Origin of the sequence: Cryobacterium lyxosi (genome assembly GCF_004403345.1) — a bacterium.
In the GTDB taxonomy this organism is placed as follows: Bacteria; Actinomycetota; Actinomycetes; order Actinomycetales; family Microbacteriaceae; genus Cryobacterium; species Cryobacterium lyxosi.
In genome coordinates, this window is sequence record NZ_SOGT01000001.1 from 166776 (window position 1) to 188160 (window position 21385).

Sequence of the window (21385 nt, forward strand, 5' to 3'; positions counted from 1 at the left end):
GTCACTACGGACGGGGCCCGGGCCCCGTCCCCCGGCCCAGCTTATAAACTGGGCCCCGGAACATAAGGTGGGCCCAGCGCATGCTGCCCGCCCCCTCAGGAGTGTCGGCGGGCATACCGCAGGAACAGCATGTCGCCGGCGCGCAACACGTGCAACAACTCCATAGCGCGGGTCGCCGCGCTTGTGCCGACCGCGATGCGCCCGGCAGAGCCCCCCTCGAGCACCGGGGCGAGGCTCAAGCAGAGCTCGTCGACCCGGTCCGCCGCCACGAGGTCGCCGAATAGGTGCGGACCGCCCTCGCAGAGAATCTGGGGCAGACCGCGCTCGGCGAGCTCCGCCACCATGCGTCGCGGGTCAACCCTGTCCTCGCCGCAGTCGACCACATCAGCGCGCGAGGCGAGCGCCGCCCGCCGGTCGGTCGGCGCTGCGGCATGGGTCAGCACAATTGGTCGGGTCGCCGCATTCGTGAACACCGGATGCTCGGGGTCAAGATCCAGCCGACCCGACACGATTGCGACCCGGGGCTGGGCGGCCAGGCCGGCCTGCACGCGCCAGGTCGCGTCATCCGCTGGCAGCAGAATGCCGCCGTAGCCCTCGGCGCGTACCGTTCCGGCACCGACCAGAATGACATCGGTGAGCAGCCGCAGGGTGTCGAAGACGATCTTGTCGTCGGCGTTGTTCAGGCCGCCGCTGAGCCCCTCATGCGTTGCAGCACCATCGAGGCTGGCGATGAAGTTGACGCGTACCCGCGGCACCGATCGGGCGGCCACTCGGTAGTGCTCGATCAGTTCGGCCCGAGGAGGCAATTCGACCCGCATCAGGCGAGGTTGTGGCGCTCGTAGGCGGGCTCACGAAACCCGAGGATGGCCTCGGTCATGCGCACGGCGTCGACAGCGGCCCGCACGTTGTGCATGCGCACGATGCGGGCACCCTGCAGAATGCACACCGTCATGGCGGCCAGAGAACCCTCCACGCGTTCGCCGCGTGGCCGGTCCAGGCTCTCCCCCACGAAATCTTTGTTGGACACGGCGACCAGGGTCGGCAGGCCGAGTGCAGTGATCTCGCCGAGCCGCCGGGTCAGCTCGAGCGAGTGTCGGGTGGTCTTGTTGAGGTCGTGGCCCGGGTCAATGATGATTCGCTCTCGCAAAACGCCGCGTCCCATAGCCCGATCGACCCGGGCCAACAGAAACTCGCTGACATCGGCGACGACGTCGTCATAGTGTGGCGCCGGGTGGGGCCTACGCGGCGCGGCCAGGCTATGGGTTATCACGAGTGTGGCGTCGCTGTCCGCGACGATGTCGGCCATGGCCGGATCGTGTACGCCGGTAGTGTCGTTGATCACGTGCGCGCCGGCGGCGATGCTCGCGGCAGCCACTGCGGGGTGAAAGGTATCGACCGAGATGACCACGCCCGAGCCGCGCAGCGCCTCGACCACCGGAACTACACGGTCGATCTCCTGCTCGATGGGCACTGCCGGCCCGGGCGCGAATTTGGCACCGCCGATGTCGATCCAGTCGGCCCCATCGGCAATTGCCCGATGCGCCGCCACAACGGATGCGTCGAGCGCGAACGTTGCGCCTTGGTCATAGAACGAGTCCGGCGTGCGATTGACGATGGCCATCACGGCCACCTCTCGATCGAAGTTGAAGGTGCGGCCACCGATCACCCGGCGCGGGGCATCTATTTGAGGCAACGTCAGTGCTGTTTCGGGGGTCGTGCGGTTCATAGCGGTCCTCACCTGTGAAGCGAATCGATCGTCCATAACCATCATGTCGGTAATCCGCGTCCCGCAACGGATATCTGCCACCCATCTCCGCACACACCGTTCACTATCAGCAAAGCTCCAGCTAACGCGCAGATACTGGGAACATGACTGACGGCCCCCGCATACTTATCGTCGATGACGAACCCAATATCCGCGATCTCCTCACCACCAGCCTCCGCTTCGCCGGTTTCGCCGTGCGCGCTGTTGGCAATGGCGCACAGGCCATCTCCGCCGTACTCGAGGAAGAACCGGACCTCATCATTCTCGACGTCATGCTGCCGGACATGAACGGCTTCGGGGTTACGAAACGCCTGCGTTCGGCCGGTTACACCGCCCCGATCCTGTTCCTGACCGCAAAGGACGACACCGAAGATAAGATCACCGGCCTCACCGTCGGCGGTGACGATTACGTGACCAAGCCATTCAGCCTCGACGAGATCGTCGCCCGCATCAAGGCGATCCTGCGTCGCACCATGCACGCTGACGAAGACGCCGTGATCCGTGCTGGCGAGCTCACCATGGATCAGGACACCCACGAGGTTCTCGTCGGCACGGAAGCCATCGAACTGAGTCCCACCGAGTTCAAGCTGCTGCGCTACCTCATGCTCAACCCCAACCGCGTGCTGTCCAAGGCGCAGATTCTGGACCATGTCTGGGAGTACGACTTCAACGGTGACGCCGGAATTGTGGAGAGCTACATTTCCTACTTGCGCCGCAAGGTCGATGTGCACTCGAGCGAACCACTCATTCAGACCAAGCGTGGCTTCGGCTACATGCTCAAGGCTGCCAAGGCTTAGTCCCAGAGAACTTTCGTAGGCTGAAGTCCCATGCACGAAACCCTGTCGAGACGGTGGAGCAGCATCTCCCTCCGTTCCAAAATCACCGGCGTCACGGTGCTGATGCTCACGCTCGGCCTGCTTGTTTCAGGCATCGGCACCATGGCAATGCTGAAGCAATACGTGGTGACACAGGTCGATACGCAGCTGCAGGTCGACACACAAACCGCGCTCAGCGGCTACTCGTCGAGTGTGTTCTCGCAGGGAGACACCGAGGGCGTTGCATCGGACTACTTCGTGGCACTCTACGACCAGGACGGCACCCTGATCACGCGCACCTGGCAAGATCGCGACCACGCCGAACTGCCGGTCGTGGGCATGCCGCTCGACCTGAAACGGGTCTCTCAGCTCGACGGTCAGATCCAAACCCTGTGGGACGCTGCCCACGACACCGAGTTTCACGCGATCATGGTTCCCGTCGTGATCAGCCCCACCGGCACCTATGGCACCCTCGTCATGGCGGTGTCGCTGCGGCCGACCGAGAACACCATGGCCACCTACCTCACGATCTTTCTCGGCTTCGGCGCTGGCGTTGTCTTGATCGGGGCCATGCTCACCCGGGTGCTCGTCACGACCACCTTCGTGCCGCTGCGTGAGGCAGAGCAGACCGCCGCGGCCATCGCCGACGGTGACTTCAGTCAGCGCCTCGGTGGTGCCACCCCGAACACCGAGGTCGGTCGGCTCAACCGTTCGCTCAACATCATGCTCAGCCGCATCGACCGCGCCTTCAAGGACCGCGCCCGCACCATCGACCAGATGCGCCGTTTCGTCGGCGATGCGAGCCACGAATTGCGCACCCCCCTCGTCTCCGTTCGTGGCTACGCCGAGCTATACCGCATGGGCGCGCTGCAGACGCCCGAAGATGTTGCCCAGGCCATGGAACGCATCGAAAAAGAGGCCATCCGCATGGGCGGCCTGGTCGAGGATCTGCTGGAACTGGCCCGTCTCGATGAAACCAAGCCGCTCGCTTTGACTCCGGTGGATCTCGTTCCACTGGCCCGCGACGCCGCCCTCGACACCATGGCCAGTTCCCCCGGCCGCCAGGTCACCGTTCTCACTCCCCCGCCGCCGGTTAAGCCGCGCGGCGACGACCTCGGCGTGACTCTTGACGGGGACTCGGGTGAAATTCTTCCAGTCGGGAACGACTCGTCGGAGAGCGTCACCACCGGCACCATCACCCGGCCGTCGGGGACCGGCACACCAACCGGAGCGATCGCCTTTGCCGGAGCCACCCTGGCCCGGCTGCGCACCCGCAAGCCCCGTCGGGGAAGCCCCGTTATGCCCGACGCCGACCTGACCGCACTGCCGGTGGATACGCTACTACCGCCGATCGTCATGGCTGAAGAGAATAAGATTCGCCAGGTCATCACCAACCTCATGGGCAACGCGATGCGCTTCACCGCCACTGACAGCCCGATCGAACTCGAAGTCATGGTGGATTCGCAGACCCAGCGGGCATCGATCGCCGTGATCGACCACGGCGAAGGTATTCCGCCGCAGATTCGAGAGAAAATCTTTCAGCGCTTCTGGCGCGCCGACTCCTCTCGCGCCCGTGAAACCGGCGGCAGCGGGCTCGGGCTGGCTATCGTCGCCGCAATCGTCGCGAGCCACAACGGCACGGTCGACGTCGTCGAAACCCCGGGCGGAGGCGCGACTTTCCGCGTTTCACTCCCGCTCGCCGGCACACCGAGCGCCCCGCAGCACGCGCAGCCCGTCATTCCGTAGGTATTTCGCCGCACCCTCCACAGGTTACCAGCGGCGGCATGCGCGCACAGATCCGTTTCGAAGAGCGGATGCCGCCCGCCCACCTTCTACGCTCACAGTCACCAACCACTGTTATGTAGGAGAAGGGCACACCATGACAAGCTTCCAGGTCGACAGCGATGCGGTACAGAGTACGGCGAGTACCGCCCGTGGCACCATTGCTCGCGTGCAGGCAGATGTCGGCGACCTCAACGCCCAGCTGACCAGCCTCGAAGGGTTCTGGACCGGCCAGGCTTCCGCGGCCTTCCAGGGGGCCTTCGCCGAGTGGCGCGGCATGCACCAGCAGCTGGAAGAAAGCCTGACTCTGCTCAATCAGGCCCTGAGCGTTGCCGGGCAGCAGTACGCCGAGACCGAGCAGGCCAACACCCGTCTGTTTGTGCGGTAGGCATCCGCTGTAATCGTGGACCGCCGGTCATCCCTTGAGCAATGAGTTGCCCGATCCCTGCGGCCACAAACTCACGGGCGGCCGTGTGACATGCGCAAAGTGGGCGCCTCCCGAGGGAGACGCCCACTTTGTGGTGTTTGTTGGTGCTGGCTCGGACTTAGAAGTCCATGCCACCCGAGGGGTCGCCGGCCGGAGCCGAGTTCTTCTCGGGCTTGTCGGCGACGACGGCCTCGGTGGTGAGGAACAGTCCGGCGATCGACGACGCGTTCAGCAGCGCGGAACGGGTGACCTTCACCGGGTCATTGATTCCGGCAGCGATCATGTCGACGTACTCGCCGGTGGCGGCGTTGAGGCCCCATCCGACGGGCAGGTTGCGCACCTTGTCGGCGACGACGCCGGGCTCCATGCCGGCGTTGAGCGCGATCTGCTTGAGCGGGGCGTCGATGGCCACGCGCACGATGTTGGCGCCCGTTGCCTCGTCGCCGACGAGGTCAAGGACAGCCTTGCTCTCGAATGCGGTCTTGCCGGCCTGGATGAGTGCGACGCCACCACCGGCGACGATGCCCTCTTCAACGGCAGCCTTGGCGTTGCGCACTGCATCTTCGATGCGGTGCTTGCGCTCCTTGAGCTCAACCTCCGTAGCGGCTCCGGCCTTGATGACAGCAACGCCGCCAGCAAGCTTGGCGAGGCGCTCCTGGAGCTTCTCGCGGTCGTAGTCGCTGTCCGTGTTCTCGATCTCGGCGCGGATCTGCGAGACGCGACCGGCGATGGCTTCGACGTCACCGGCACCCTCGACGATCGTGGTCTCGTCCTTGGTGATGACGACCTTGCGGGCGTTACCAAGCAGGTCGAGCGTGACGTTCTCAAGCTTGAGGCCGACCTCTTCCGAGATGACCTGTCCACCGGTGAGGATGGCGATATCCTGCAGCTGAGCCTTACGACGGTCTCCGAAGCCCGGAGCCTTGACGGCGACGGACTTGAAGATGCCACGGATCTTGTTTACAACGAGCGTGGCGAGGGCTTCGCCGTCGACGTCTTCCGCAATGATGAGGAGCTGCTTGCCGGTCTGGATGACCTTGTCCACGATGGGGAGCAGGTCCTTGATGTTGGAGACCTTGGAGTTGACGATCAGGATGTAGGGGTCTTCGAAGACCGCTTCCTGACGATCAGGGTCGGTGACGAAGTACGCCGACAGGAAGCCCTTGTCGAAGCGCATGCCCTCGGTGAGCTCGAGCTCGGTGCCGAAGGTGTTCGACTCCTCGACGGTGACAACACCTTCCTTGCCGACCTTGTCGATAGCCTCGGCGATGATCGCGCCGATCTCAGTGTCTCCGGCGGAGATCGACGCGGTAGCGGCGATCTCTTCCTTGGTCTCGATCTCCTTGGCGCTGGCGATGAGCTCGGCGATGACAGCTGCCGTGGCCTTTTCGATACCGCGCTTCAGGCTGATCGGGTCAGCGCCGGCTGCGACGTTGCGCAGGCCTTCGCGAACCAGGGCCTGGGCCAGGACGGTCGCGGTGGTCGTACCGTCGCCGGCAACGTCATCCGTCTTCTTGGCGACCTCTTTGACGAGTTCCGCACCGATCTTCTCGTACGGGTCGTCGAGTTCGATCTCCTTGGCGATGGACACACCGTCGTTGGTGATCGTGGGGGCGCCCCACTTCTTCTCCAGAACGACGTTGCGGCCGCGCGGGCCGAGGGTGACCTTGACGGTGTCGGCCAGAATGTTCAGGCCGCGCTCAAGCCCACGACGGGCCTCTTCATTGAATGCAATGATTTTTGCCATATGTGTAACTCGTCCCTCCCGGACGTTCCAAACGATGATGGGGTTGGCACTCAGGTGACGAGAGTGCTAAGTCGATTCTGGCACTCTGGGGTCGAGAGTGCAAGCGAGCATCTGGGGTTACACCGGGCCAGCTACAGACCGTCAGGGAATGAGATCGATCGAGCCGGTGCCGTTGGGCACCAATTGAAACCAGGTATTGCCCGGAGCTAGCCGAATTGTTACTCCATGAGCGTCGACGAGGCGGATCGGTGCGGTCTGAGAGCTCTTGCTCCAGGTGGCCGCAAGCGTCTTTCCACCGGTCGAAATCGATGCTTCGCCCGAAGCGATGAGTTCGGTCTTGGGGATGCTTTGGTCGACGGTGACGTCCACCCGCAGCACCACAACATTAGTGGCCGCCAGCTGCACACCGTCGCCGGTGAGGTCGGGCGCGCCGTCCTGCGCGCGCAGGTAAGCGAAGGCTTCAGCATTCCAGGTCCAGCTGCGGGCACTCGAGTTGGAGAACCGGGTGTTGATCACTGAAATCGGAGCGCCATCCACGACAGCAGACGCTCCGGCGAGCGTGGCCGCATAGGCGTACTGCTGGGCAGGCGGGGCAACTGTAACGTTGCGGTTCGCGAATTCCGAGGCGGCGAGGATTACGTTGTGCGGGGCCGCAGTAGCTTTCGATCGGGAGAACAAACCGGTCGTGTCGTAGTCGAAGATGGCGCTGATCTGACCGGTCGCGGTCATGGCATCGACGAATCGCTGCTGGCCGCCCGAATAGGAAACGAGGCCGCCGAACGGGGCGATAATATCGGGGTCCATCGGGCGGATCGACCGTACCGGCCCGACCTTGTCGGGAATGCTCGACTGCCACACGGCGACGTACCGGGTGATGCCACCTTCGACCAGTTCTTCGAACACGAGGTCGGTGCGGTCGATCGCGACCTGCGGGCGGGCGGCCACGTGGTTGTCGATCTTGGCCGCGAGGGAGGGGTGCGCCGACGACCCGACTGCCACAGCAATGCCGGTGAGCGGTGCGATCTCCGTGGCGGCGGGGGCAACATAGCCCGAGGCCCAAGCGGGGGTTGGAGTCCGGGTCGGCGTCGCACTACTGCCGGAGCATCCGCTCAGCAGCAGTGCCGGCACGATCAGAGTGAGCAAGACCGCGGACTTCAACGGTCGTGTCGTGCGGGCTGTTTTTTTCTTGGTCACCGGTAAACACTAATGCCGCCCGTTGCAGCGGGCGGCATTAGGTGGGGGACAGACCCCGATTACGGCGTGTGTCAGGCCGGTCGAACCGATTCAGCCTGGGGGCCTTTCGCTCCGGCACCGACCTCGAAGACTACCTGCTGGCCTTCTTCAAGAACCTTGTACCCGCTCATGTCGATGGCGGAGTAGTGGACGAAAACGTCTTGCCCTCCCCCATCGACAGTGATGAAGCCGAAACCCTTTTCAGCGTTGAACCATTTCACGGTTCCGTTCGCCATGTGTTACTCCTTGCTCAATTTCGACGGCACCGCCCATTGGCTGTTCCGGGCCCTGTCGCAAAAACTGCGTTCATTCTGTGCGAGCAGCAAATCCCCGAGAGCAAGTCTTCTGTTTCAAGTTACCTACTGGTGCAAGTTACCTTGGGCGAGCGTTCTTGATCCGGGCGGGTATTGCCCGAACAAAATGTTTGACCAAGTCCAGATAGTACTGAAGCCACGGCGAAAGAATAGGGGCTTGACGAACCGGGCAATGCCCACTATGCCCGAAGTTTTGACTGCCTGTCAGCCTGCTGGCAGCGCATAGTCGTTGCCGACGACGACGGTGAGGGCCGCTCCCGAATCGACGAAGCTGGTCGAGACAACGATCTTCGATCCCGGCAGTAAAGCCGCGACGCCGCGTGCGGCGCCTTCTTGGCTGGCATCGGCGTAATAAACGACGGTAATCGGTTCGGTGTCGGTGCTCGCATTGCCGGTGGCGCTGACCACCCAGCCAGCGGCGGTAAGCGTGTCGCTGACGGATGCTGCGACGCCGTTCCTCGCGGAGCCGTTCAACACATTCACGGTCAGCGCCGGGTCGACGGTCGCTTCGGCGGTCGGAATAGCGGTCTCGGTGGGGACCGGAGTCGAGCCCGGCGACGACAAGCCGGGGATACTGGAAAAGTCGAGGCGGTTGTTGATCGCGAAGATTCCGACCACTCCGACCGCGATCAAGAGCACGGTGGCGCCGAGCGCCCACCAGAACCCGATCCAGCCGCGGCCCCTTCTACGGGGAGCACGGTGGGCACCGACTCGGTCGAGGGCATGCATATGGGTGTCGAAACGGTCTTTCGCAAATTTTCGCGCCATAGTGATTGGATCCTTGATTGGCCGGTCGCCCCATGCCGGCGAAATGCGGTCAGGTACTAGTCGTGAGCGGGCAGCGAACGACTGGCGCGCGCCTCGGATCGGGCGGAACGCATCCGCTGCAGTCGGTTCACGAGCATCGGGTCGAAGGCCAGTGCCAACGGTGAGTCGACCAGCGCCGCCAATAGTTGATAGTAGCGCGCGGCCGAGAGACCGAAAGTGGCGCGGATAGCCTCTTCCTTGGCGCCGACATGCCGCCACCATTGCCGTTCAAAGGTCAGCACGGCTGCATCGCGTTCGCTGAGTTGGGTCAAATCAGGTGCGCTTCTGGCGGGCGGAGCGGGAGGTTGTGCGTGGGTCGGTGTTCTCTCACTCATTGATGTATCTTTCCCCCAAAGCAGTTTTGACGGAACATCCGACGAACTCATCCTATTTGCGAGCGACTGGATGTTGTCTCCGGCACGCCCGGAACGCCGGAGTTGCGGGGTCTATCGCCGTGCAAACACTGCGAAACGGCCGGGCCTGGAATGCGGGTACTGCCACACGAGTTTAGGCTGAGTAGACGTTGTCCGTTTGTGGACGGCCGGATCGAAGGGACATCCACCATGGACTACGCAATCAAGAAGTCACACAGCGAGTGGCGCTCCGAACTGGGCGACGAAAAATTCGCTGTGCTGCGCGAGGCTGGTACCGAGCGCCCCGGCACCGGCGAGCTGCTCGACGAGAGTCGGGCTGGCACGTACACCTGCGGCGCCTGTGACGCCGAGCTGTTCAAGAGTGGCACCAAGTTCGATTCCGACTGCGGCTGGCCAAGTTTCTACGAGTCGGTACGGCCCGAAGCGGTCGAGCTGCTCGAAGACCGTTCGCTCGGCACCGTGCGCACGGAGGTCCGCTGCGCAAACTGCGGCTCGCATCTGGGTCACGTTTTTCCCGACGGATTTGGCACCCCGACCGGCGATCGCTATTGCATGAACTCGATCTCGCTCACCTTCACGCCCGCCGAGTAGAGCGGTGAGCCTGCCTCCCTCAACAACGAATGTTGTCCCGTCTGCGGTCTTCCAAGCCGTCAATTGCCGGCGCAGCTACTCCAAAGTGACGGCGTTCGCGCCTACCCGGGCCGAGTTGTTGCCCTTGGTAGGCGCAGCGGCGCGGGTAGCCGATCACGGTGCGCTGCGGCCGTGGCGCCTGCTCGAACTACGCGGCGAAGCGTTGGAACGGCTGGGAGCGGCATTTGTGGCGGCATCCGCTTGTCAGGGCAGCGAGGCCGTTAAACTAGCCGGCAAACCGTTGCGGGCGCCACTGCTGATTGCCGTCGTCGCCGTGCGGCGGGCCAGTGACAAGGTGGCCGACTGGGAGCAGGATGCGTCGGCGGCGGGCGTCGCACACCTGCTCACGCTACTGCTCGACGACGCCGGCTGGGGTGCGATGTGGCGCACCGGACCGTTCGTGCGCGCGGCAGCGGTGCGTGCGGTGCACGGCCTCGCCGACAACGAGGAACTGCTCGGATGGCTGTATGTCGGCGGGATTCCGGCGGACTGCAAGCCTGGTGTGCGGCTGTCGATAGACCCCGTCGAGTTTCTCGAAGTTCTGTGATCGAACGCTGGTTCTCGGCGCTGGTTCTCGGCACGAGTTCTCGGCACGAGTTCTAGACGCGAACATGGCCGGGGCGACGCCAGCGCACCGCGGCAATGACCACGGCCACGAGCGCCAGCGCGGTCCCGACGATGGTCGTCACGCCGAGCGGATGCCCCGCCGTTGGCGCGAGCAGATCCAGCGCGAGGGCGCAGACCAACTGGCCGGCCACGATGCACAGGCCGAGCATGAGTACCCCGGTGGTGCGCACGACCACCGCGGCCCCGGCGATGAAGACGCAGCCGATGAGTCCGCCGGTGTAAAGCCACGGATTCGCCGGCAAGTCGAACGCGAAACCGACCAGCAGGCCGTGCACGAGGGCGGCGAGTACAAGGGCGATGGTGCCGGTGAGAAAGTTCAGAAAGGTCGCCGTGAGCGCGCTTTGGGCAGTGACTCGCACCTGACCGTTGACGGCCTGCTGCCAGCCCTGGCCGATACCGGCGATCAGCGGCAGCGCTAGCAGCCAGAGCGCGCCGCTGCCGCGCAGCTCGCCGCTCACCGTGAAGGCGACGGCGATCAGGGCGAGCACGGCACCAATGATTTTGGACGCGTGCAAAGGACGTCGCCCGCCCGGGCCGATGCCGAAACGGTCCATGAGCACGCCGCTCACGGTTTGGCCGGCCACTACGGCGACCGTGAACAGGGCGATGCCGAGCGGTGCGGCAACGAGCCCCTGCGACAGCACGAACAAGGCGCCGGCCAGTCCGCCGAACAGGTGCCACCAAGACAGGTGGTTCGCTGCAACGCCGCGCGCGACGAGTTGCAGGCCACGGCGTCCGCTGCGGAACACGATGAGTCCGAGGCTGAGAACAATCAGGCCGGAACCGAAAGAGATGACGGCGGCGGTGAATCCGTCGCCGATTCGGTACCCGAGTTCGCCGTTCACCCGTGATTGCACGGCGTACAACGCACCGATCAGCACGGAGAAGACGAGGGCTAGCCAAACCGGCACAGCGGATGCCGCGAGCGCGGTCGACGCATCCGTTCGTTTTCGTGCGCGGGCCTGGGTCACTTGGTAATTCTACGAGAGAGTACGTTGCCGCGCCGCCCGGCCTACCGGGACCCTCCGACCAACCCTGGGCCGCTGGGCCGCTGGGCCGCTGGGCCGCTGGGCCGCTGGGCCCACCTTATGACCCCGGGCCCAGTTTATAGACTGGGCCCACGGCCCGGGCCCGGGCCCCGTCCGTGAGAGACGGGGCGGCGAGAGTCAAGCGGCGCGCACTTGGATCTGGCCGGGGGCGGCTCCGTCGCTGCCGAAAACCAGGCGGCGGTTGGCGATCTTGTCGGTGAAGAAGCGGTCGTGGCTGACCACCACGACGGCGCCGGGAAAGTGCACGAGGGCGCGTTCCATCACCTGGGTGCTCGACATGTCGAGATGGTTGGTCGGTTCGTCGAGCAACAGCACCGAAGCTCCGGAAAGCAAACACTGGGCCATCGCCACGCGGGCGCGCTGCCCACCTGAGAGAGCACCGATCTTCTGCTTGAGATCGGCCTCGCTGAACTGGAACATGGTCAAAAAACGGTTGACCGACTTTTTCGTCGCGGTGAGGGCAAGACTGCCGGGCATGGCGTTGACGGCATGGCTGACGGTGTCGGTCTCGTCAAGTTCGGCCAGAATTTGATTGTACGAGACGACGCCGGCGCCGCTGGCCCAGGCGACCGAGCCGTGGTCGGCCGTCTCCTCACCGGTGAGCACCCGCAACAGGGTGGTTTTGCCGCTGCCGTTGCTGCCGAGGACGACGATGCGGTTGCCGCGGCGCACCTCGAAGCTGAGGTCTTCGAACAAGAGTTTGTCGCCGTAGCTCTTGGCGAGGCCGTCGACCCGACACAGCACGTCCTTGACGTGCAAATTGCCGTAGATCTCGGTGATGATCTGGTCTACCGGGCGCGGCGTGCGCGACTTCTTGATGTGGGCCAGCTGGTTGCCGAGCTGGCGACTCTCCGCCTTGGCTGCTTCCCGACGGTCGGCGATTCCCTCGGCCTCGAAGGCAAGCAGCTCGGATTCGTGCACGAACTGAGCCTGAAGAGTCTTGAGCCGAAACTGCTTCTGCACGATGTACTCACCGAAGTTGCCGGGATACTCGTGCAGGTGAAAGTTTTCCACCTCGATAATGCGGGTGACGACGGCGTCGAGAAACTTGCGGTCGTGGGAGACGACGATGGCGGCACCCTTGAAGCTCGTGAACCAGGCTTCGAGCCACTCAACGCCGGCCACATCGAGATAGTTGGTGGGTTCGTCGAGCAGCAGCACGTCAGGAGCTTCCAGCACGATCTTGGCCAGGGCAGCACGGTTGCGCCAGCCGCCGGACAACTCGTCAATCGTGCAGACGCGGTGCGCCTCGCTGAACCCGAGGGTGGTCAGCGCGGTGTCAATGTGGCGTTTGTAGTCCCAACCGTCCAGGCGGTCCATCTCCTCGAATAGCTCGCCCTGCCGGGTGATCAACCGGTCGAGTTCTGCGCTGGCCGAAGCGTCGAGGGCGATTGCCGCGTCAATCGCCGCGAGTTCAGCCTCAATCGCTTTCACGTCCACGAACAACGCGTCGAGCGCTTCGGTGATGGTTTGGGCGCCGTTGAGTTCTGAGAACTGGGAAAAGTAGCCGACCCGGATGCCGTCCTCGAGCGTGACCTCGCCGGTGTCGGGCGAGACCTGGTCGAGGATGAGCTTGAGAATGGTGGATTTGCCGGAGCCGTTCTTGCCGATCAGGCCGACCCGGTCACCGGGCTCCAGGCGAAAGAACGCTTCGCGCAGAATCTGCGTGTTCTCGAAGCGAATACTGACGTCGTTCAGCCGGATCAGGCTCATGCGTGTTTCCTCTCAGGGCGCGCGGGCATCCGCACCTAAAAACCCCGCCATCAGTGTACGTGGCGACCCTGTTTTGCCCGGCGGCTGAGGCCATAGGGTAGGCCCGCGACGCATCGCCGTAGCCACGCCGACCTCACCCGCTGCGCCAACCGCATCGCGGGCGAGCGCCCATCCGGCTGAAAACCCACTCACGCTTCTGGCGTGGGAGTCGTGGGGCCGGCCACGGGACTTGAACCCGTAACCCCCACTTTACAAGAGTGGTGCGCTACCAATTGCGCCAGGCCGGCATGAGGCACGGGGCCTCAGTCCACCATCCTAAATGATTTCAGCGCTGCCACGGGCAACAGCCAAGCGGATGCGCGTGGCGCGAGTTGAAGCATCCGCTTCGGCGATGTGGCGTACTACCCGCCGGGGGTGGGATCTGGCGTCGGCGTTGAGGTGGAATACGTCTCGCCAAGGGCCACCTGTACGAAGGAGGCGAACTCTTTCGGGTCTTCGAGCGATCCGGTATATGGCTTGCCGTTGACCAGGATGGTCGGCGTTCCGATGATGGACTCCATTGAGGAATTGGGGATAGGACCGTCGAGCGCACGGTTGGTTGCCGCTGTGACCCACGACTCGTAGGTGCCGTCCTCGATGCAGGCATTGATGTCGGAGAGGGCTGTGTTCACACCGGATTTCCGGACGACGGTTTTGATCTCGTCGTCGCTGCGGCCGGGCGATGTTTCTTTCGGCTGGTCGACGAACAGGGCCGAGCTGAAGGCGAAGAAATCATCCGGTGAGTAATTGGCGACGCACGCTGTCGCGTTCGCTGCGCGCAGGGAGTACTTGGTGCCGGCGGATTTGCTCGTGAGAATAGCTACCGGGTGGATTTCCACTGTTGCCGCGCCGGAGTCGACCCATTGGGCGATTTGTTTGTTGTTGGCGTCTTCGAAGTCGCCGCAGAGCGGGCAGAGGTAGTCGACGTAGATCCGGATGTTGGCTACGGCGCCGGTGGTATCCGGTTTGGATGGCCTCGGGTTTGCGTCGGGCTGCAATGCGGGTGTCAGAGAAGTGACCATTCCCTCGCCGATGAGAGCGCCGTCACTGGCCATGTTCTTCGGGCCCGGACCGGCGGGTTTGATCGAATTCATGATGATTACGGAAACCAATACGACGATCGCGACGGCTGCGATCGCGATGCCGCCTTGCAAAAATACCTTGTTCCGGCGGTCCTTCTTTTTTTGACTGACTCGAAGCTGCTTGGCTTTTACCCGGGCGGCGTCACGCCGCCGGTTTTTTGCGGGACTGCCGTCGCCTGATCCGCCAATAGTCATAAAAAATCGCTTTCCAGAAGAGGGAGCGCGCGTGAAGGCGCCTCTGAGATAGTAGGTCCCGTGACTGGGAATCGACCAAACGGGTCGCGGACCCGCGCCGGGGCATCCGTCGTGTAATATCGAAGGAAGCGCGTGCTATAGCACACGAAGCATGAATCCTATTCACAACGGATCGTCCGGCACGTTCCTGCCGGTGAAGGAGAAATAATTATGGCTTCAGTGACCTTTGACAAGGCAACCCGGCTGTACCCGGGGTCCACCAGGCCGGCTGTCGACCAGCTCGACCTCCAAGTCGCGGATGGCGAATTTCTGGTCCTGGTCGGCCCGTCCGGCTGTGGCAAGTCCACGTCACTGCGCATGCTCGCCGGTCTCGAAGAGGTCAACGACGGCAGTATTTTCATCGGCGAGCGGAATGTAACGGATGTTCCGCCGAAAGACCGCGATATCGCCATGGTCTTCCAGAACTACGCGCTGTACCCGCACATGACCGTCGCCGAGAACATGGGTTTCGCGCTCAAAATCGCCGGCATCAACAAAGATGAGCGCGCCGCCCGCGTGCTCGAAGCGGCCAAACTGCTCGATCTGGAACCATACCTCAGCCGCAAGCCGAAGGCACTCTCCGGCGGCCAGCGTCAACGCGTTGCCATGGGCCGCGCGATCGTTCGTCAGCCGCAGGTATTCCTGATGGATGAGCCGCTCTCCAACCTCGACGCCAAACTGCGCGTGCAGACGCGCACCCAGATCGCTTCGTTGCAGCGTCGGCTCGGCGTCACCACCGTCTACGTGACCCACGACCAGACCGAGGCTCTCACCATGGGCGACCGGATTGCGGTCCTGAAGGACGGCGTCCTGCAGCAGGTCGGTTCGCCTCGCGACCTGTACGCGAAGCCGCAGAACGTGTTCGTGGCCGGTTTCATCGGCAGCCCCGCGATGAACCTGTTCCTCGCGGACACCGTCGATGGCGGCATCAAGTTCGGCACGGCCACCGTTCCCGTGCAGCGCGAGACGCTCGCCAACTCGACCGGCAAGAAGGTGACCGTCGGCATTCGCCCGGAGGACATCCAGATGTCGTCCGCCGCCGGCGAAGGCCTGCAGATCGAGGTCGACCTGGTTGAGGAACTCGGCGCTGACGGCTACCTCTACGGTCACTCCACGATCGAGGGCAAGCGCACCGACATCGTCGCGCGCGTCGACGGCCGTTCGCACCCGAACGCCGGTGAGACGGTGTACCTCACGGCCACGCCGAACCACCTGCACGTGTTCGACGCGGAAAGCGGCCTGCGCCTCGGCGGCGCCGTCACCGACTAGTCAGTATCGTAAAACGGCTGGAGGGAGTGCGCTCCCTCCAGCCGTTTGTTGTTTGTTAGGGTCAAATAATGAGCGGTTCACTCAACATCACGTCGGCTACGGTCGATCCTGCCCTGCTCGACCTGCCGTGGCAGCTGCCCCTCGACGCCTGGCCGAATGAGAACATCGCCTCACTGCCCAAGGGCATCTCGCGCCACCTCGTGCGGTTCGCTCACTTGAGCGGTCGGGTGGTGGCCATCAAAGAGACCACGAGCGAGATGGCCAAGCGCGAATACGACATGTTGCGCACCCTGGCCAACCTCGAGATCCCCTGCGTCGAGCCGGTAGCCGTCATCACCGACAGAACGGATGCCGCGCTCGACCCGCTTAATTCGGTTCTGGTTACCCGTCATCTCAAGTTCTCACTCCCGTACCGTGCGCTGTACTCGCACGAACTGCGCCCGGATACCGCCACCCGGCTGGTCGATGCCCTCGCGGTGCTATTGGTGCGCCTGCACATGATCGGTTTTTTCTGGGGCGACGTCTCGCTTTCGAATACCCTGTTTCGTCGCGACGCCGGCGCCTTCGCCGCCTACCTCGTCGATGCTGAAACGGGACAGCTGTACTCGGGCGGTCTCTCGAACGGCCAGCGCGAGAACGACCTCGAAATTGCCCGGGTGAACATCGCCGGCGAGCTGATGGATCTGGAAGCCGGCGGTCGCGTCGCCGACGAGTTGGACCCGGTGCGCATCAGCAACGGCATCGTCGCGGCCTATCGGCTGCTCTGGCAGGAACTCACCGGCTCCGAGTCCTTCTCCAACTCCGAACGCTGGCGAATTGCGCAGCGGGTGGAACGTCTCAATGACCTCGGCTTCGACATCGAGGAACTCGCCATCAAGACCGACAGCACGGGTTCAAGCGTGCGCATCCAGCCGAAAGTTGTCGACGCTGGCCACCATCAGCGCCGGCTACTGCGCTTGACCGGCCTCGACGCGGAAGAAAACCAGGCCCGCCGTCTGCTGAACGACCTCGACTCTTATCGGGCTGCCTACGGCGACCCTGGAGCGGACGAAGAAATGGTCGCGCACGAGTGGCTGGTGCGGGTGTTCGAACCGGTGGTGCGCGCCATCCCCGAGGAGTTGCGAGGCAAACTCGAACGCGCAGAGGTGTTTCACCAGTTGCTCGATCACCGCTGGTTCATGGCGCAAAACCAGGCGCGGGATATTCCGCTCGCCGAGGCCGTGACTTCGTACGTGCAGGACGTACTGCGCCACCGCCGCGATGAGGCGACCGTGATCGACCCGCTCACCGGAGCCATCACCCTGCCGATTCGCATGCAGCTGGGCGATGACGCGTCCGCTGACCCCGACGATGCCGATGACTGGATGCTCAAGGTCTAGCCTTCTGTGGTTTCCCTGGCCCGTTCGGTACTTCCCTCTCGGACGGGGCCCAGGCCCCGTCCACAAAGGAACGAGGCTACTGCTTGGCGGCCTTTGCCTGCTTGATCTGCGCACGCAGGCGCGCCACCTCGTACAGGGTGACTCCGGCAGCGATTCCGGCGTTGAGCGACTCGGTCGCAGCACTGATGGGAATCGAGACGATCGCGTCGCAGGTCTCGGTGACGAGGCGCGAGAGCCCCTTGCCCTCGCTGCCGACGACGATAACGACGGGGCGCTCCGCGAAGCCCGTGCCGAGGTCGGGCAGCGACACGTCGCCGTCGCCGTCGAGACCGAGCACGAACACGCCCTGCGCTTTGAGCGCTTTCAGGGTCTGGGTGAGGTTGCTCGCCATGGCAACGGGGGTGCGGGCGGCCGCTCCGGCGCTGGTCTTCCAGGCCGAGGCGGTCACGCCGACCGAGCGACGCTGCGGCACGATGATTCCGTGGCCGCCGAACGCAGCGGTCGAGCGGATGATCGCGCCCAGGTTGCGCGGGTCTGTGATGCCGTCGAGGGCCACGAACAGCGGCTTGTGGCCGCGGCTGATGGTGAGTTCGAGCAACTCCATCGGGTGCGCGTACTCGTAGGCGGGAACCTTGAGCGCGAGCCCCTGGTGCACGGCGTCACGACCGGCAAGCCGGTCGAGTTCGGGGCGCATGACCTCGAGGATGGGGATGTTGCGGCTCGTCGCCATGAGCAGCACCTCTTTGACCCGTTCATCCATTTCGATGCGTGCGGCGATGTACAGCGTCAGCGCAGGGATCTTCGCGCGCAGCGCCTCGAGCACCGAGTTGCGGCCGGTGACAATCTCGTGCTCGTCGATCTGCTTGGCCCGACGAGTCGAGGATCCGCCGCCGCCGGTGTTGCCAGTGCCGCGCTGGGGTGCACCCTGCGAGGCGCCGCGGGCGCCGCCACGAGGGGTGCCTCCACGGGCTCCGCCTCGGTTGGCGGACGCATCCGCTGCGGGGCGCGAGTTGAAGCCGCCGGCCGCGGTGAACCGCTCCGCCGCCGCCTTGCGCTTACCGGCGGGGTGGTACGGACGGTCTTCGGCCTTCGGCGTGGGCTTTTTACCCTCGAGCGCCTGACGCCCTTGGCCGCCGGAGCCGACCTGGGCTCCGCGGCTGCCCTTGCGCACCGATCCGGTGCGCGATTTGCGGTCTAAGTTCTTCATCAGTCAAAGCTCCAATGGGCACCCGACGGGGTGTCTTCGATGGTGATTCCGGCGGCGACGAGTTCGTCCCGGATTCGGTCTGCGGCCGCGTAGTCGCGGTTTTCCCTGGCGAGGTTGCGGTCGCCGAGCAGTCGCTCGACCAACGCGCTCAGGGCCACCATGGCCGGTTCGTCCGTCGCCACGGCCCAGCCGGGCGACAAAGGGTTGATTCCCAGTACTTCGCTCATCGCGAGTACTCCACTGCGAGCGGATGCCGCAGCGTGCAGGTCTTCGGCATCCAGCGCAGCGTTGCCGGCACGCACGGTGTCGTGGAGTACGCCGAGCGCCTGCGGAACGGCGAGGTCGTCGTCCATAGCCGCGGCGAAGTCATCCGGCACGATCTCGACGCCGGTTCCGGCGAACCGGGTTCCGGCGAGCCTTCGGTCGGCACGGTCGAGAAAACTTTCGACGCGCTCGAGGGCAGCTTCAGCCTCGAGCAGCGAACCGTCGTTGTAGTCGATGGTGGAGCGGTAGTGGGCAGCGCCGAGAAAATAGCGCACGACGATGGCGCGGGCCTGGCTGAGCAGTTCGGCCGCGAACACCGAGTTGCCAAGCGACTTCGACATCTTCTGACCGTTCACGTTCACCAGGCCGTTGTGCACCCAGTAGTTCGCGAAGTCACTGCCGGCCGCGTTGGACTGCGCGAGCTCGTTCTCGTGGTGCGGAAACCGCAGGTCGAGGCCGCCGCCGTGAATGTCGAAGTGCTCGCCGAGGTAGCGGGCGGCCATAGCGGAGCACTCGATGTGCCAGCCCGGACGGCCCTGCCCCCACGGCGAGATCCAGGCGGCGGAGGCGGGCTCGCCAGCCTTGGAACCCTTCCAGAGGGCGAAGTCGCGCGGATCTTTCTTGCCGCGTGGGGAGGCGTCCGTTGCCGCTTCCATATTGCCGGGCGACTGGTGGGTGAGGGCGCCGTAGGCCGCCCAGCTCGCACTGTCAAAGTAGACGTCGCCCGACGAATCAGGGGCGGCATAGGCGTGACCACGCTCGATCAGGGTAGTGATGAGGGTCTGCATCTCGGTGATGCTCGCCGTCGCCCGCGGCTCGTAGGTGGGGGCGAGAATGCCGAGTCGCTGGTAGCCGGCGGTGAACTCGAGCTCGTAACGGTAGGCGAGGGCCCACCACTGCTCGCTCGATCCTTTCGCGTTGATCAAAATTTTGTCATCGATGTCGGTGACGTTGCGCACAAACGTGACGTTCAGTCCGCGGTAGCTGAGCCAGCGACGAAGCTGGTCGTAGACCAGGGCACTGCGCAGATGACCGATGTGCGGGCTGGACTGCACGGTGGGTCCACACACGTACATCGAGACCTGGCCCGCTTCGAGGGGGACGAAGTCACGCAAGGCCTGCGCCTTCGAATCGTAGAGTTGCATGGTCACGCCTCCCAGTTTAGGTCAGGGGTCTGACCCGGCTCGGGCAAGGGCGCAGGCGCGGCCGGCTGCCCGACGGACCGACCTGCGCGAGGTGCGGGGTAGAGCAACGCGGTGGCCGTCGCCGCCACACCTTCACCGCGGCCGGTAAAGCCGAGCGCGTCGGTCGTCGTCGCGGCAATATTGACCGGTGCGAGGAGGATGCCGGCGAGTAGCGTTTCTGCTTCGCCCCGACGCGGCGAAAACCTGGGGCGATTGCCGATAATCTGCACCGACACATTGCCGATGAGATAACCGGCGGCGGCGACCAGGCGCACGGTCTCGGTGAGGAAAATCTCGCCGTGTGCATCGGTGAACCGGGGGTCGGCCGTGCCGAAAACGCTGCCGATATCCCCCAGTCCGGCGGCGCCGAGTATGGCATCACAGATAGCGTGCGCGACGACATCGCCGTCGCTGTGCCCGCTCAGGCCGCGTTCCCCTGGCCAGTACAACCCGGCCAGCCAGAGCTCCGTGGTGGCGTCGGTAGCGAACGAGTGCACGTCGAGGCCCGTGCCGATGCGCGGAAGGTGCCAGGCGGGCGTCGGGGACGCAGTCGCCGCGTGCAGGATGGCCTCGGCACGTTCGAGGTCTTCGGGGGTCGTGATCTTGAAGGCGAGCGGATGGCCGGCAATAACGCTCACCGGGAGTCCGGCGTCGGCGACGAGGGCCGCATCGTCGGTGTGGGCCTCCAACCGGCCGTTCTGCGCGGCCCGGGCGTGGGCATCCGCAAGCATCGAGCGCGGAAAACCCTGCGGGGTTTGCACTGCGGAGAGCTCAGAACGATCGACGGTGCCGAGGATGGCGCCGGAATGAGCGATGCGCTTAATGGTGTCGACCAGGGGCAGCCCCGGAATAATGCCGTGTCCGGTGGAACGCACCGCAGCGACGACCTCGTCACAGAGGACGGCGGGGGTGAGCGCGCGCGCGGCGTCGTGCACGAGCACGATATCGATGCTCGGCATCAGTGCACTCATGCCCCGGTCGACCGAGTCCTGTCGGGTGCGCCCGCCTTCGATGATGGTGACCGTGCGCGAAGGAGGCGCGGCGATACTGGTGGACGTGGCGGCGGGACTGGGCGGAGGCGGCGTAGTGGTGTCGGGCGCCTCGTGACGGGCGGAGACCGAAGCGGCGATGCGTCGGGCATCCATCAGCCGGTCGATGGGGGCAACCACGATGACTTGCACCGCTTCACGCATTGCGAAGATCGAATCCAAGGCACGATCCAGGAGGGGGCGCATCTGCAGTAGGACGAATGCTTTGGGTTCGACGTGCCCGAGGCGGGAACCACTTCCGGCGGCCACGACGATGACGGCAACCGAGGGTGCAGCCGCTAATGCAGGTGAATCAGTCATATCTGGAGGGTATCTATCCGGGGGTCGGGCTGGAGAGCATGGTCAGGACAAGCAAGCAAAAAGGCGACGCCTGTCGGCGCCGCCTCTCACGAAGC

20 protein-coding genes and 1 tRNA gene are annotated in these 21385 nt (G+C 64.4%); 7 read left to right on the forward strand and 14 right to left on the reverse strand.

What is annotated here, in order from left to right; genetic code table 11:
- Positions 1-95: 95 nt before the first annotated feature.
- Together E3T27_RS00755 and folP are read right to left on the reverse strand one after the other, a co-directional pair.
- A complete protein-coding gene (locus tag E3T27_RS00755) occupies positions 96-818 on the reverse strand; it encodes a pyrimidine reductase family protein (RefSeq protein WP_134571267.1) in 723 nt (240 codons plus the stop codon).
- Positions 818-1726, reverse strand: a complete 909-nt coding sequence (folP, locus tag E3T27_RS00760; protein ID WP_104196576.1) for a dihydropteroate synthase — start codon at positions 1724-1726, stop codon at positions 818-820. The genes E3T27_RS00755 and folP overlap by 1 nt, the downstream gene beginning before the upstream one ends.
- Positions 1727-1869: 143 nt before the next feature.
- On the opposite strand from folP, the gene E3T27_RS00765 reads away from it, so the two are divergent.
- The 3 genes from E3T27_RS00765 to E3T27_RS00775 all read left to right on the forward strand — a co-directional run bounded on the left by E3T27_RS00765 (position 1870) and on the right by E3T27_RS00775 (position 4750).
- Entirely contained in the window at positions 1870-2562 is a 693-nt protein-coding gene (locus E3T27_RS00765) for a response regulator transcription factor (protein WP_092112483.1), read from the forward strand.
- A 30-nt stretch (positions 2563-2592) separates the two neighbouring features.
- Positions 2593-4326: a sensor histidine kinase gene (locus tag E3T27_RS00770; protein WP_134571268.1), complete on the forward strand. Its 1734-nt coding sequence runs from the start codon at positions 2593-2595 to the stop codon at positions 4324-4326.
- A gap of 133 nt (positions 4327-4459) precedes the next feature.
- On the forward strand, positions 4460-4750 hold the full coding sequence (locus E3T27_RS00775) for a WXG100 family type VII secretion target (protein ID WP_104127599.1): 291 nt from the start codon (positions 4460-4462) through the stop codon (positions 4748-4750).
- A 157-nt stretch (positions 4751-4907) separates the two neighbouring features.
- On the opposite strand, the gene groL is transcribed toward E3T27_RS00775, so the two are convergent.
- The 5 genes from groL to E3T27_RS00800 all read right to left on the reverse strand — a co-directional run bounded on the left by groL (position 4908) and on the right by E3T27_RS00800 (position 9225).
- Positions 4908-6536, reverse strand: a complete 1629-nt coding sequence (gene groL / locus E3T27_RS00780; protein ID WP_104127600.1) for a chaperonin GroEL — start codon at positions 6534-6536, stop codon at positions 4908-4910.
- Between the two features lie 141 nt (positions 6537-6677).
- The gene (locus tag E3T27_RS00785) at positions 6678-7730 is read right to left on the reverse strand and encodes a DUF3048 domain-containing protein (protein ID WP_134571269.1); all 1053 of its coding nucleotides are present in this window, start codon (positions 7728-7730) and stop codon (positions 6678-6680) included.
- Between the two features lie 71 nt (positions 7731-7801).
- Complete coding sequence (locus tag E3T27_RS00790; RefSeq protein WP_035834941.1) at positions 7802-8005, reverse strand: cold-shock protein; 204 nt, start codon at positions 8003-8005, stop codon at positions 7802-7804.
- 282 nt (positions 8006-8287) lie between these two features.
- The gene (locus E3T27_RS00795; RefSeq protein ID WP_134571270.1) at positions 8288-8851 is read right to left on the reverse strand and encodes a LytR C-terminal domain-containing protein; all 564 of its coding nucleotides are present in this window, start codon (positions 8849-8851) and stop codon (positions 8288-8290) included.
- Positions 8852-8907: 56 nt separating this feature from the next.
- A complete protein-coding gene (locus E3T27_RS00800) occupies positions 8908-9225 on the reverse strand; it encodes a DUF3263 domain-containing protein (protein WP_134547127.1) in 318 nt (105 codons plus the stop codon).
- A 228-nt stretch (positions 9226-9453) separates the two neighbouring features.
- Here E3T27_RS00800 and msrB point away from each other — a divergent pair, with 228 nt between their 5' ends.
- Positions 9454-9855, forward strand: a complete 402-nt coding sequence (msrB, locus tag E3T27_RS00805; RefSeq protein WP_134571271.1) for a peptide-methionine (R)-S-oxide reductase MsrB — start codon at positions 9454-9456, stop codon at positions 9853-9855.
- Between the two features lie 4 nt (positions 9856-9859).
- Positions 9860-10441 (forward strand): nitroreductase family protein, encoded by a 582-nt coding sequence (locus E3T27_RS00810; RefSeq protein WP_420898026.1) that lies wholly within the window; start codon positions 9860-9862, stop codon positions 10439-10441.
- A gap of 52 nt (positions 10442-10493) precedes the next feature.
- Here the strand turns inward: E3T27_RS00810 and E3T27_RS00815 are convergent, their stop codons facing one another.
- The 4 genes from E3T27_RS00815 to E3T27_RS00830 form a co-directional block, all read right to left on the reverse strand.
- Positions 10494-11492, reverse strand: a complete 999-nt coding sequence (locus E3T27_RS00815; protein WP_241992059.1) for a DMT family transporter — start codon at positions 11490-11492, stop codon at positions 10494-10496.
- Between the two features lie 195 nt (positions 11493-11687).
- Positions 11688-13283, reverse strand: a complete 1596-nt coding sequence (locus E3T27_RS00820; RefSeq protein WP_104196461.1) for an ABC-F family ATP-binding cassette domain-containing protein — start codon at positions 13281-13283, stop codon at positions 11688-11690.
- Positions 13284-13494: 211 nt separating this feature from the next.
- Positions 13495-13570, reverse strand: a tRNA-Thr gene (locus E3T27_RS00825).
- A gap of 114 nt (positions 13571-13684) precedes the next feature.
- On the reverse strand, positions 13685-14599 hold the full coding sequence (locus E3T27_RS00830) for a DsbA family protein (RefSeq protein ID WP_104196460.1): 915 nt from the start codon (positions 14597-14599) through the stop codon (positions 13685-13687).
- 210 nt (positions 14600-14809) lie between these two features.
- On the opposite strand from E3T27_RS00830, the gene E3T27_RS00835 reads away from it, so the two are divergent.
- Both E3T27_RS00835 and E3T27_RS00840 read left to right on the forward strand, forming a co-directional pair.
- Entirely contained in the window at positions 14810-15907 is a 1098-nt protein-coding gene (locus E3T27_RS00835; protein WP_104196459.1) for an ABC transporter ATP-binding protein, read from the forward strand.
- Positions 15908-15975: 68 nt separating this feature from the next.
- Positions 15976-17286: a DUF4032 domain-containing protein gene (locus E3T27_RS00840; protein ID WP_104196458.1), complete on the forward strand. Its 1311-nt coding sequence runs from the start codon at positions 15976-15978 to the stop codon at positions 17284-17286.
- A 76-nt stretch (positions 17287-17362) separates the two neighbouring features.
- On the opposite strand, the gene rlmB is transcribed toward E3T27_RS00840, so the two are convergent.
- From rlmB to ispD, 3 genes are read right to left on the reverse strand one after another with little or no spacing between them, the layout of a single operon-like run.
- Complete coding sequence (gene rlmB, locus E3T27_RS00845; RefSeq protein WP_104196456.1) at positions 17363-18493, reverse strand: 23S rRNA (guanosine(2251)-2'-O)-methyltransferase RlmB; 1131 nt, start codon at positions 18491-18493, stop codon at positions 17363-17365.
- Positions 18493-19908, reverse strand: a complete 1416-nt coding sequence (cysS, locus tag E3T27_RS00850; protein WP_134571272.1) for a cysteine--tRNA ligase — start codon at positions 19906-19908, stop codon at positions 18493-18495. The genes rlmB and cysS overlap by 1 nt, the downstream gene beginning before the upstream one ends.
- Positions 19905-21290 (reverse strand): 2-C-methyl-D-erythritol 4-phosphate cytidylyltransferase, encoded by a 1386-nt coding sequence (gene ispD / locus E3T27_RS00855; RefSeq protein WP_134571273.1) that lies wholly within the window; start codon positions 21288-21290, stop codon positions 19905-19907. Before ispD ends, cysS begins: the two co-directional genes overlap by 4 nt.
- Positions 21291-21385 lie beyond the last annotated feature (95 nt).

What these genes read in the sequence shown, in the direction of transcription:
- E3T27_RS00755 (WP_134571267.1), bottom strand. Translation starts at nt 818, where the DNA reads ATGCGGGTCGAATTGCCTCCTCGGGCCGAACTGATCGAGCACTACCGA.
- folP (WP_104196576.1), bottom strand. Translation starts at nt 1,726, where the DNA reads ATGAACCGCACGACCCCCGAAACAGCACTGACGTTGCCTCAAATAGAT.
- E3T27_RS00765 (WP_092112483.1), top strand. Translation starts at nt 1,870, where the DNA reads ATGACTGACGGCCCCCGCATACTTATCGTCGATGACGAACCCAATATC.
- E3T27_RS00770 (WP_134571268.1), top strand. Translation starts at nt 2,593, where the DNA reads ATGCACGAAACCCTGTCGAGACGGTGGAGCAGCATCTCCCTCCGTTCC.
- E3T27_RS00775 (WP_104127599.1), top strand. Translation starts at nt 4,460, where the DNA reads ATGACAAGCTTCCAGGTCGACAGCGATGCGGTACAGAGTACGGCGAGT.
- groL (WP_104127600.1), bottom strand. Translation starts at nt 6,536, where the DNA reads ATGGCAAAAATCATTGCATTCAATGAAGAGGCCCGTCGTGGGCTTGAG.
- E3T27_RS00790 (WP_035834941.1), bottom strand. Translation starts at nt 8,005, where the DNA reads ATGGCGAACGGAACCGTGAAATGGTTCAACGCTGAAAAGGGTTTCGGC.
- E3T27_RS00795 (WP_134571270.1), bottom strand. Translation starts at nt 8,851, where the DNA reads ATGGCGCGAAAATTTGCGAAAGACCGTTTCGACACCCATATGCATGCC.
- E3T27_RS00800 (WP_134547127.1), bottom strand. Translation starts at nt 9,225, where the DNA reads ATGAGTGAGAGAACACCGACCCACGCACAACCTCCCGCTCCGCCCGCC.
- msrB (WP_134571271.1), top strand. Translation starts at nt 9,454, where the DNA reads ATGGACTACGCAATCAAGAAGTCACACAGCGAGTGGCGCTCCGAACTG.
- E3T27_RS00820 (WP_104196461.1), bottom strand. Translation starts at nt 13,283, where the DNA reads ATGAGCCTGATCCGGCTGAACGACGTCAGTATTCGCTTCGAGAACACG.
- E3T27_RS00830 (WP_104196460.1), bottom strand. Translation starts at nt 14,599, where the DNA reads ATGACTATTGGCGGATCAGGCGACGGCAGTCCCGCAAAAAACCGGCGG.
- E3T27_RS00835 (WP_104196459.1), top strand. Translation starts at nt 14,810, where the DNA reads ATGGCTTCAGTGACCTTTGACAAGGCAACCCGGCTGTACCCGGGGTCC.
- E3T27_RS00840 (WP_104196458.1), top strand. Translation starts at nt 15,976, where the DNA reads ATGAGCGGTTCACTCAACATCACGTCGGCTACGGTCGATCCTGCCCTG.
- rlmB (WP_104196456.1), bottom strand. Translation starts at nt 18,493, where the DNA reads ATGAAGAACTTAGACCGCAAATCGCGCACCGGATCGGTGCGCAAGGGC.
- ispD (WP_134571273.1), bottom strand. Translation starts at nt 21,290, where the DNA reads ATGACTGATTCACCTGCATTAGCGGCTGCACCCTCGGTTGCCGTCATC.